The following is a 10,750-nucleotide window of genomic DNA, read 5'->3' on the forward strand; positions in this document are numbered from 1 at the left end:
GTGCCCCTCGTGGGTACCCTTAGATCTCAGCTCAGACTTATTTAGATTGTCATCCCGTTAGGAATCAGCGCATTTTTGAGGACGACAACAATCCCACTGCGAATGTAGAAACCCAGTTCTTCGCGTTGGGCTTCGTCAACACCTTCTTTATTGATAATCATCACATCAGAACCGATCCGGGCATTTTTATCGATAATGGCGCGACGAATCGTCGTATTGGCACCGATGCCGATCGGCACGCCCCCAGTCTCAGCTTGGGTTTTGCGTTCGGGTGCGGGTTCGTAAAAGTCAGCACCCATCAGTAGCGAATCTTCGATCGTGCAACCGTCCATCACGCGCGAACGGACGCCGAGTACCGAGTGGTGAATCCGACATTTTTTGATGATACAACCTTCGCCGATCATCGATTCGGTGATGTGGGAATCTAATAATTTGCTGGGTGGTAGATAGCGCGAACGGGTGTAAATAGGTGCTTTTTCGTCGTAAAAGCTAAATGGGGGTGTCGGCTGCTCGGTGAGAGCGAGATTGGCATCGTAGAAGGATTCGATCGTTCCGATATCTTCCCAGTAACCATCGAAGAGGAAGGCTTGAATGTTGTGAGTATCCGCAGCACCAGGAATGATTTCCTTACCAAAATCGGTTTGCTCTAGGGATTTCTTGAGTAAATCTACCAGTACTTGCTTCTTAAAGACGTAAATACCCATTGAGGCGATATAGGGCTTTTCAGCAGCTTGGGCGGCACTTAACCCCAATTTGGTAGTATCTACGCGCATGTGCTGGAGAGCATCGCCTTTTGGCTTCTCGCTAAATTCGACAACGCGCCCAGAGGGATCGATTTTCATCAAGCCAAATTCGGAAGCATTTTTCTCGCCGATCGGCACTACAGACAGGGTAATATCGGCGTTGGTATCGCGGTGACGTTCGACGAATAACCGATAATCCATCCGATAAAGATGATCTCCAGACAGAATTACCACTTCCTCGACATCCCAGTCTTCGATAATCGATAGGTATTGACGGACGGCATCGGCGGTACCCTGGAACCAGTCGGGATTATCTTTGGTTTGTTGCGCGGCGAGGACTTCGACAAAGCCATCGCTAAATCCCGAAAAATTGTAAGCACGCGCTAAGTGCCGATTGAGCGAAGCAGAGTTAAACTGGGTCAACACATAGATTTTGAAAATCTCGGAGTTGATACAGTTGCTCACGGGAATATCGATCAACCGATATTTACCAGCCAGCGGCACGGCAGGTTTTGCCCGAAGTTTAGTTAGGGGATATAACCTGGTGCCTGCACCACCACCTAAAACGATTGCTAAAACTTTTTTCACAATAACCTCTTAAAATAACGATCCCACCCGGATCGATCGCCATCGTCGGCGGTTTTACTGGTATCGCCACCATCACCGCGCTGACAATATCGATCTAGACACCCTCTATCATCTGATAACTTGGGTACATTCGGGCTGCTTCGATCGGTATTTTCTATTACTTTATCGCTATAAATTGGCTATTTCATCAATGGGGGACGGTTTGCATTCCGATACTTTAGTACTGCTGAGTCGATCGCGCAATCGACGAGCCAGCGATCGCGAACGATCGGTTTCACCGACTACGCTCATTAGTCAGAATCTTGAATGTTGGCAGCGATTAAATAGATAATGTCGTAGAGTTATAATCTTCGATCGCTTCAAATAAAGCTTGAAAATTACCTTGTCCGAATCCTTTGGCGCGATTGCGGCGTTCGATAAATTCAAAGAAGAAAGTTGGAGCTTCAAATATTGGCTGAGTGAATATTTGCAAGAGAATTTGTTCGGGTGTCGCTGCCGACCAATCCATTAAAATTTGGAGATGTTCGAGTTGGTGCCACTCACGATCGGTTAATAAGTGATGTTGTTCTACCCTTGCCCTATTGTGTAAATTGGCGTAATAAGTCTGCGGAATTGGTAGGAAATCAATCGAGCGTTGTTGCAATCGATCGATCGTTGCGAAGAGATCGGCTGCTTGCAAGGCAATGTGTTGAATCCCCGCACCACAATTGAGATCTAAAAATGACTGAATTTGCGAATTACTGACAGTGGGTTCGTTAATATTGAATCTAATCTTTCCGCAAGGACTTAAAAGGGCTTTACTCGCCAGTCCCGATTTCTGCGTATGAATATCAAATGTCTGTTGGATCTGAAAACCAAATAATTCTCGATACCAATTGACAGCCAGTTCTAGTTCGCCAGCCGCAACATTGAGCACGATGTGGTCGATCCCCACAATGGTTTCAGTTAATGCCGGATTTAGTGATTTTTCAGACTTAGTAGCTTGCAAAATTGTATGTTCGATCGACCCCCAACCCTGAATTCTCAACCACTGTGAATCATGTTGCGAAGTAGAACCGGACAGAATTTTCACTCCCAGTCGATCGACTCTACACCTAATCTCTTCTAGATCTGCTACCTTAAATGACACATCTTTGATCCCTGAGGGATGTATCTGTAGATAATCGGCGACGGGGCTAGCAGCAGTTAGGGGGGAAGAGATCGAAAATAACAAATGAGCGTTACCAACTAGATATTCGATCGTGTGGGCGGTGGATCGATCGGCTAACTGTTGCAGCCCCAATCGATCGACCAACAAATTTCTTGTTTTCGGTGCATCCACAACACATAAACAAATACAATCTATTTCCATAAAGTCAAATCCTCATACTCTCTCTAACAGGATTGAAGCTTAAATCTCGGTTGGAAAATAATACTTGTAAAAGCAGGCATGACAATTCTCGCTCTTAAACAAGGGTCTAAACTCAGACATTACCTTTTAGAGGTTAAGAGACAATCTTTACCACCGATTAGTTCGCAAATAACTCATCATTTTGCAGCTTATTTGGTACCAGTAATTAAACCAAAGCGTACCAATCCGCTCCGATAACCATCACTCATTAGCTTTAATGACATCGCAGCTTCGATCGTCTTCCAACCCGCCTGGAACAGCCCAAAAATAGCCTGTGGCGTAATTGCCGAATCGATCACCACATCCCAAAATGGCGCGACAGCAGTAGACCAATCATCACTGCGCAAATCTTTAAAACCAGTCTGCTCGACAATCTCAATGTACTCCGGCAATGAAATCACGTAAGGCAAACAATATACTCGATAAATATCTTGCAAATGCTTGTGCTCCTCAGCCGTCAGCGGTGTTGCTGGCGTTGTCGGACGGTGACACCACGTCACAAAAATCAGTTTCCCACCTGGCTTCAAAACGCGATGACACTCTTGCAAAAATTTCACCTTATCTGGCATGTGTTCGCCACTTTCGAGCGACCAAATTAGATCGAAACTATTATCAGGAAACGGAATATTCAGCGCATTTGCTACCTGAAAATCTGTCTTTGCTTGCAAACCAGCGGCTCTAGCTCTTTCCTTGGCGCGATTGGCTTGCACTGGCGAGAGAGTAATTCCCGTTACCCTAGCCCCAAATTTTTCGGCTAAGTAGAGACTGCTACCACCAATACCACAACCGACATCGAGAATATCTTGCGGTCTATTCGTGCTAAAGTCCCCAGACCAACTTAATATTTCCTCGATTAGATCGATCTGTGCTTGACGGCGATCGAGTTTGAGCGTGCCATTTTTACCATAATATCCGTGGTGCATGTGTTCGCCCCAGATTCCTTCCCACAAATTACTCGAAGCGTCATAGAATTCTTGGATTTGTTGGTACAGTTGGTTGCTCATTACAAAAAGTCTTTTGGCGGACACATCTTATCTATTCTAACGAAATTGACCTGCTAAGGTGCCAATTCGCCTCTTTATTAAGTAAATAGCGATCGCAATTTATGTCATTCCACTTAGCTAAAGATCGGTTTTATGACAATATACATTATCCAAAATCTGATATACGATCGTCAGATAATCGCAATCTAATTCTGACAAATTATCATCATGAATCAAGAATTTAAAAAAAGGCTTATTGGTGGTTTATTGATATTTGGAATTATGGGATCGATTTATGGATTCATGACGAAGCCTGAAGGGCCAGCAACGAGTATGCTCAAACTGATTCTGAGCTTAGGTGGTGGTGGCTCGCTTATCGCTGCCGCAGTAATGCAAAACCAGATTAATAAAAGCAACCCGCCTAGCGGTAAGTAATCGATCGATATAGCAAGACTTGGCAATCTGGGTTGTTGTCACCAAGTCCACCCACAGTATGTTTTTTCAATCCGCAATCGGCAGTCTGTATTGTCTTGATGCACACAACCTGGAGGGAACCTCCGCGCGATTTCAGTCGCAAAATCCTCTTACTTAGAACGTCGCTTAGGAACAGGACGATTGCTAGAACTAGTCGGCAGATCGAATGCCAGATTATAAATCAGCTCATTCGATCGGGCCGACTTGAATAAATCGACGATCGGTTGGGGATAATCTACCCCAATCCGCACGCCAAATCGCTCTTGTTCGACAGGTAAAAGTTTCCAGGGTTCGTGAACCTTGGCGGCGGGAACTCCTTCTAGTTCGGGCAACCAATGTTTGACATATTTACCCTCGCGATCGTAATCTTGCGACTGTTTAATAATATTAAAAAAGCGAAAACCGCGAGCATCATTCCCCACGCCAGCAGTATAGTTCCAATTGCCCCAATTGCTACAAACATCGTAATCGATCAGTAGCGATTCAAACCATTCGGCACCCATCCGCCAATCGATACCAAGATTTTTGGTAAGGAAACTAGCAACATTTTGGCGACCGCGATTGGACATATAGCCAGTAGCCGCGATCTCGCGCATATTCGCATCTACTAGCGGAAATCCCGTTTTACCCTCCCGCCATAAATCGAATCTTTTCCAATCTTGTTGCCAGTTTAGATCCACACCTTGGAGTCCCGATCGCTTGAAGATAGCATTGCCATGTTTGGCGCAAATAAATCGAAAATAATCGCGCCATAATAGTTCAAAAATTAACCAATAAGTCGAATCATTTTCAATCCGTTCATCTTCGTATTTTTTAACTTGCGCGGCAATGTAACGCGGCGACAGACAGCCAAACGCCAGCCAAGCCGAAAATTTAGAAGAGTAATCGGCACCCAACATGCCATTGCGAGTTTCCTTGTAGACCCGCAAGCGATCGCGTTGCCAAATATAATTATCTAATCGATCGATTCCCGCAGTTTCACCACCGCGATATGCCAAAACGCCTCGCTCGTCAAATTCAGGTGTTTCCAGTCCCAAATCGCTCAAGCTGGGCAACTGTCCGAGATCCAAATCTTCAGGTAGCGGTGGTAACTTCCCTGGTGTGGCTAACGCTGGTTGAATCTGACATTCGCGTTCGACCTGCTTCCGAAAATTGGTAAATAGCTCGGGCAGATCGGCTAACGTAAATGGCAAATCGTCGAGGTGATAGAGGGTGTGACCCCAAAAAGCTCGTACGTTGACATTTGCAGCTTTTAACGATGCTGCTAACGACTGCTCCACCGCTAGTTCTTCGCCAGTAACTTCACGTTGATAGTAGACATCAGTAATTCCCAGTCGATCGACTAATTCGGGAATAATTACCTCTGGCAATCCCCGCCGCAAGACTAAATTACTCCCGTGAGTCTGATAAGACTGCTGGAGATCGGCCACGCTTTCGAGCAGAAACTGCGCTCGAAAAGCACCCGTCTTGGGAAAGCCAAACTGCGTCTGCCCAAATTGACGATCGTCAAAGCAATATAGCGGAATGATATGAGCACTATCTTGGAGTGCCTGAGTCAACGGTTGACGATCGTGCAAGCGCAGATCGTTGCGATGCCAGAGTAAAATCAGTCGATTAGCCATGGAAGTAGTTGAGAATTGAGAATTGAGAATTGAGAATTGAGAATTGATAGATAGTAGGGTGTGTTGTCTTGTCGCACACAAACGGGAGGGAACCTCCCGTTCGATGCGCCGCTATCGCGTAAGCGCAAAGCGCAGGCTTCTCTTCGAGACGCTTCGCGAACGCCAACGCATAGCGTCGCCGAAGGAGAAGGGTAACGCACCAAAGTAATTGATAATTGATAGTAAGGTAACGCACCAACACCAATGCACATTCAAAAGCCATCGCTGGCGCTCGATGGCCTCAAGTTAAGCTAACACAATTCACTACTTAGGCTGCGCTGAGGGTCTTAGCGGCATTGTCGAGTTGCTGAAATTCAGCATCTGATAGCTCGATCTGGGCGGCAGCAACATTTTCTTCGAGGTGCGAGACTTGGCTAGTGCCGGGGATTGGCAGCATATTCGGGCTGCGCTTGAGTACCCATGCCAGTGCAATTTGACCCGCCGTTGCACCGTGTGCTTTGGCGATTTCAGCTACCATGCCGCCCGGTTTGGCCAGATCGCCAGAGGCCAGCGGAAACCATGGAATAAAGCCGATGCCCTCACGATCGCAGTAATCGACTACCGCTTCATCAGCTCGATCGGTTAAGTTGTAGCGATTCTGGACTGTAGCTACAGGGAACACTTTACGCGCGGCTTCGATTTCCTGGACGGAAACCTGGCTCAGTCCCGCACGGGCGATTAGTCCCTCCTTAAGAAAATCGGCGATCGCGCCAAATTGCTCGTCCTGCGGCACCTTCGGGTCGATGCGGTGTAGTTGCCACAGATCTAGTCGTTCGACTTTGAGGCGACGGAGGCTCATCATCACGCATTGACGCAGATATTCGGGTCGGCCTACGGGCGGCCAGACACCTGGCCCCGTGCGCGTCAGTCCGCCTTTGGTAGCGATAAATAGATCCTGGTATGGGTATAATGCTTCGGCGATTAGCTCCTCAGACACATAAGGGCCGTAACTGTCAGCCGTATCGATAAAATTGACACCCAGTTCTGGCAAACGTTTTAAGACGCGGATTGCCTCCTCTCGATCCTGGGGTTCTCCCCACACCCCTTGACCCGTGATTCGCATAGCACCAAAACCCAGCCGCGTCACCGCACGACCGGAGAGGGTAAATTGACCGGAAGCAGCAGCGTTAGGTGAAGTCATAGGATAAATTGCGCTTTCTCTACGTCATCCATCATAAATAGTCTCACCAGTTTATCTATCTACAAAAAGAAAGAGCGATAAAAAAAGCAGGTATGGTACCTGCCGATTGTTTACTATTCAGATAAAAATATTACAGCGCAGACCGATGCCGATCCCCGATCCTTTGCGGCAATTTTCAGCTAGCTACCGACAGAGAATGCCCGACTATCAAAAGCGGTATTAGTATCAGTCGTCGGATGACCGCTAGAATACCGCTCCCAAAAATGAGCGAGTTCCTTGGCTTTAGCATTCCAGTCTGGCGCGATTTGATACATGCGGCGCGGACGACCGCGACCTTCAACCTTTTTCCAGTAGCCTACGATCGTGCCGCTAGCTTCCAAAAATTTAATCGCACTATACAAAACGGTATCTGAAAGGCGGTAGGTTGAAGATTCGTGCTCCAATCTAGCAATCAATTCAGTACCATAAGAATCGTCTTGAAGCAGAATGTCGAGAATGTAACAAACCGCTAACTCTTGATTGAGGTAGAGTGGTGGCGGGTTGCGGAAAAAGCAGTAGATATCTTCAAAGTTCATAGCTGTTACCACCTTATAATGTTGGTAAACCCATTTGTACTTAGGTTTCAATCCTCATCCAGCCCGAAAGCTCGATGGAATAGCGATCGTGTAAATGTTGCTGTTGTAAATTGAGATTAGATCTGTCAAAACAAGACAGGAGTAGAATCAGAGAGTACGTCCGTCGAAACGAGCCACTTCTCCACAGGAGACACTAAGCGATCGAAATCTAGATACCCAGTTTTTAGCTTAACTTATTCAATTTACGTTCAGGGACAATTATTCTATTTTCTTATTAATTACTTTTCATTACTTAACTAATATTTATGTCTAACCTCGAAATTAACGGTAATACGCCCCAAACAGTTAGAAAAATCGCCGCCCAACTCCGGAGGGTTGGCTGGGCGGGATTTTGGTTGCAACTTGTCTTGGCGGTAGTTTCTAGCTTGATTTTTATCTTTGCCGCACCGTTTGCCAGTGCTGGAGCAGCTAACCCCGGTACTGGTAGCAGTCTCCTGTTTGCGATCGGGGGATTGTTGGTGTTGTACGTGAGTACCTATTGGTTCTTCCGCTACGTGCTTGTCTCCCGCAAGCTCAAAAATCCCGATCTCCGCCCGAAAAAAGCAGAAACGATCCAGCTCGTGCGCTGGGGATTGACAGCTTCGACAGTTGGCTTGGGATCGAGTGTGATGGGTGCAGAATCGATCGGGGGCACGCTACTAGGCAAATCTTTATCCTCGGTAGCGTCTTTTGCCGTGTTTAGCCCCGAAGCTTTGAGTAAAATTATTCAACCTTTGGATATTTTCATCGTGCTGGCAAATACTCACACGATTACCGCTCATTTTATCGGGATAGTCTGTTCGTTATGGTTGCTCGATCGACTGAATAAACAGAGTTAATTAGTCGATAATTGATAATTGATAATTGATAGCTATATTGCCTTATTTAGTAAGCTGGGGATAACTTGGTTTAATTTACCGCTGCGATATCCTTCTAAGTCTAGGGTGACGTAGACAAATCCAAACGATCGAAAGGCTGCGGTCAACTCTACTAAATTTGTATCAGCGACAAACTGCTGAATTAAATCGGCTGGCAACTCAATTTTAGCGGTATCTTCAGTCGATCTTACGCGGACATTTTCATATCCCAATCTTCTCAGATAAATTTCTGCTCTCCCGACCCGATTTAACTTCGGGATCGTAATCTCTTCCCCATACGGAAACCGCGAACTCAAACAAGGTTGAGCGGGTTTATTCCAACAAGCTAACCCAAGCGATCTGGCAATTTCGCGGACTTCCATTTTCGTAATTCCTAGCTCGGCTAATGGCGATCGTGCGCCCCGTTCTTGAGCCGCCTGAATCCCCGGACGATAATCTTGTAAGTCATCCGCATTGACACCATCAACGACATAAGCATAGCCCATTTTCAATGCCAAAGGTTTGAGTGTATCGTGCAGCTCGCTCTTGCAAAAATAACACCGATTGACAGGATTAGATGAATAGTTCGGGTTGTCCATCTCATGAGTTTCGACAATCTGATGCTCGATCCCGATCGATTTAGCTTGCTCGATCGCATCTGCCAATTCTTCGGGTAATAAAGACGGCGATTTGGCAGTGATCGCCAAGGCTCGATCGCCTAAAACATCGTACGCAACTTTGGCAACTAAAGTACTATCAATGCCGCCTGAATAAGCGATCGCCGCTCGCTCCATTTCGGCAAATAGATTGCGAAGTCGTTCTAGTTTTAGTTCTAACATCCGATCTAATTAATTTCGACTAACAATGAGAGTGCTTATCTATCACTATATCAAATCCACAGCAGCATTAGGGAACAAGATCGTCGCCGCTAGATAAACAGAGCAGGGGATACTTTAAAGTAAATTCCTAATTTCTTGGCTTGCTCTTTGCTGATTTGTCGCTTACCATTCACGATCGATGAAATCAGCCCGCTTGAAAGGCTGAGCACTCCAACTAAATCCACTTGCTTAATGCCTTTTGCGGCCATTAAGTGTTGTAGAAACTCATGTGGTGTCGTCTGTTGCCATTCCTGGAAGGAGTAGTGTTTTTCTTCAAATGCTTCAATTAGCATTACCAATAATCTCAGCAGGTTTGTCTCTTCGATCGTCCGACTTTCACCTTTAAACATCAGTGCTTCGACGATCGCCAGACATTTTTCATTTTCAGCTTCACTCTCGATGACCTTTGGTACCATGTTCAACTCTTGGAGTAGATCTCGATACTTCCCTTCATCTAAAGTAGGGATCGTTTTTCCATTCATCTCTGTCGTAGTCAGCATGAGTTAAAAAGTATTTAAAGTAGGCTATCTGTTCTGCATATTCAATACTCAGTATCATTCGGTATTTACTACCTTTGATATTGATGACTGTAAAATTTCCTACGGATTCTGCACTTCGGTAGTCCTGTTGCAATTCAATGAGGCTTTGCCATTCTGCTTGTGCTACTTTTTTGCAAAAGTCTTTAATAATTCGGTCTACGTCAGGGTATCTAGCCGCAGCTTCTTTGACTCTGCGAGCGGAGATTAAGTGCATTGCAGCGATGATTATGTTTCGAGTATATCAGCAATATTTTCAGATTGAAAGGTTTTTGTCAAGTTCCAGACACTTTGCGCCTGCATCCTGGTAACGCTCGGAGTTCTCGATCGACACTTGCGAACTGGGCGCGCGATCTCAAAACACCTAATTCCCATTGCTAACTGTAACAACCCGAGAATTTACCGATCTCAAACCTGCTAAATAAATTACAGTTAGATAAGCTAATCAAACATCGAGATCGTATCAGACGGGGAAAACTGGCTATGCACCTAAGCGAAATCACCCATCCAAACCAGTTGCACGGTTTATCAGTACGGCAACTAGAGCAGATCGCTTTAGAAATTCGAGAAAAACATCTTCAGACAGTGGCGACCAGTGGCGGTCATTTAGCCCCTGGGTTAGGTGTCGTCGAGCTGACATTGGCACTGTATCAAACATTGGATCTCGATCGAGATAAGGTCGTTTGGGATGTCGGACACCAAGCTTATCCTCATAAATTAATTACGGGCAGATACAATCGCTTTCATACGCTCCGGCAGAAGAATGGGATTGCAGGCTATCTCAATCGCAAGGAGAGTAAATTCGACCATTTTGGAGCGGGACACGCTTCCACGAGCATTTCTGCGGCACTAGGGATGGCGATGGCACGCGATCTTAAGGGCGAA

At 46.0% G+C, this 10,750-nt stretch carries 12 protein-coding genes; 3 read left to right on the forward strand and 9 right to left on the reverse strand.

Annotated features, from left to right (window positions below; genetic code table 11):
* Positions 1 to 41 precede the first annotated feature (41 nt).
* The 3 genes from RMO84_RS13645 to RMO84_RS13655 form a co-directional block, all read right to left on the reverse strand.
* Positions 42 to 1,331: a glucose-1-phosphate adenylyltransferase gene (locus tag RMO84_RS13645; RefSeq protein ID WP_310488995.1), complete on the reverse strand. Its 1,290-nt coding sequence runs from the start codon at positions 1,329 to 1,331 to the stop codon at positions 42 to 44.
* Between the two features lie 319 nt (positions 1,332 to 1,650).
* Positions 1,651 to 2,682 (reverse strand): 4-hydroxyphenylpyruvate dioxygenase, encoded by a 1,032-nt coding sequence (gene hppD / locus RMO84_RS13650; protein WP_310488996.1) that lies wholly within the window; start codon positions 2,680 to 2,682, stop codon positions 1,651 to 1,653.
* Positions 2,683 to 2,870: 188 nt separating this feature from the next.
* Positions 2,871 to 3,725: a methyltransferase domain-containing protein gene (locus RMO84_RS13655; RefSeq protein ID WP_310488997.1), complete on the reverse strand. Its 855-nt coding sequence runs from the start codon at positions 3,723 to 3,725 to the stop codon at positions 2,871 to 2,873.
* Between the two features lie 207 nt (positions 3,726 to 3,932).
* Here RMO84_RS13655 and RMO84_RS13660 point away from each other — a divergent pair, with 207 nt between their 5' ends.
* Positions 3,933 to 4,139, forward strand: coding sequence for a hypothetical protein (locus tag RMO84_RS13660; protein WP_310488998.1), 207 nt, complete (start codon positions 3,933 to 3,935; stop codon positions 4,137 to 4,139).
* A gap of 149 nt (positions 4,140 to 4,288) precedes the next feature.
* On the opposite strand, the gene RMO84_RS13665 is transcribed toward RMO84_RS13660, so the two are convergent.
* The 3 genes from RMO84_RS13665 to RMO84_RS13675 form a co-directional block, all read right to left on the reverse strand.
* Positions 4,289 to 5,800, reverse strand: a complete 1,512-nt coding sequence (locus tag RMO84_RS13665) for a DASH family cryptochrome (RefSeq protein ID WP_310488999.1) — start codon at positions 5,798 to 5,800, stop codon at positions 4,289 to 4,291.
* A gap of 307 nt (positions 5,801 to 6,107) precedes the next feature.
* Positions 6,108 to 6,980, reverse strand: a complete 873-nt coding sequence (locus RMO84_RS13670; RefSeq protein WP_310489000.1) for an aldo/keto reductase — start codon at positions 6,978 to 6,980, stop codon at positions 6,108 to 6,110.
* A gap of 179 nt (positions 6,981 to 7,159) precedes the next feature.
* Positions 7,160 to 7,555 (reverse strand): PadR family transcriptional regulator, encoded by a 396-nt coding sequence (locus RMO84_RS13675; RefSeq protein WP_310489001.1) that lies wholly within the window; start codon positions 7,553 to 7,555, stop codon positions 7,160 to 7,162.
* 305 nt (positions 7,556 to 7,860) lie between these two features.
* Between RMO84_RS13675 and RMO84_RS13680 the strand changes: the two genes are divergently transcribed.
* Positions 7,861 to 8,433 carry a DUF3611 family protein gene (locus tag RMO84_RS13680; RefSeq protein ID WP_310489002.1) on the forward strand — a complete coding sequence of 191 codons (573 nt, stop codon included), beginning with the start codon at positions 7,861 to 7,863 and terminating at the stop codon, positions 8,431 to 8,433.
* 32 nt (positions 8,434 to 8,465) lie between these two features.
* Here the strand turns inward: RMO84_RS13680 and larE are convergent, their stop codons facing one another.
* The 3 genes from larE to RMO84_RS13695 all read right to left on the reverse strand — a co-directional run bounded on the left by larE (position 8,466) and on the right by RMO84_RS13695 (position 10,082).
* On the reverse strand, positions 8,466 to 9,290 hold the full coding sequence (larE, locus tag RMO84_RS13685; RefSeq protein WP_310489003.1) for an ATP-dependent sacrificial sulfur transferase LarE: 825 nt from the start codon (positions 9,288 to 9,290) through the stop codon (positions 8,466 to 8,468).
* Positions 9,291 to 9,379: 89 nt separating this feature from the next.
* A complete protein-coding gene (locus RMO84_RS13690) occupies positions 9,380 to 9,829 on the reverse strand; it encodes a transcriptional regulator (protein WP_310489004.1) in 450 nt (149 codons plus the stop codon).
* A complete protein-coding gene (locus tag RMO84_RS13695) occupies positions 9,780 to 10,082 on the reverse strand; it encodes a type II toxin-antitoxin system HigB family toxin (RefSeq protein WP_310489005.1) in 303 nt (100 codons plus the stop codon). Before RMO84_RS13695 ends, RMO84_RS13690 begins: the two co-directional genes overlap by 50 nt.
* A 266-nt stretch (positions 10,083 to 10,348) precedes the next feature.
* Here RMO84_RS13695 and RMO84_RS13700 point away from each other — a divergent pair.
* Positions 10,349 to 10,750: 1-deoxy-D-xylulose-5-phosphate synthase N-terminal domain-containing protein (locus RMO84_RS13700; RefSeq protein ID WP_310489006.1), on the forward strand; the 402-nt coding region annotated here is incomplete at its 3' end.

Source organism: Chamaesiphon sp. VAR_69_metabat_338 (assembly GCF_031423935.1).
GTDB lineage: Bacteria > Cyanobacteriota > Cyanobacteriia > Cyanobacteriales > Chamaesiphonaceae > Chamaesiphon.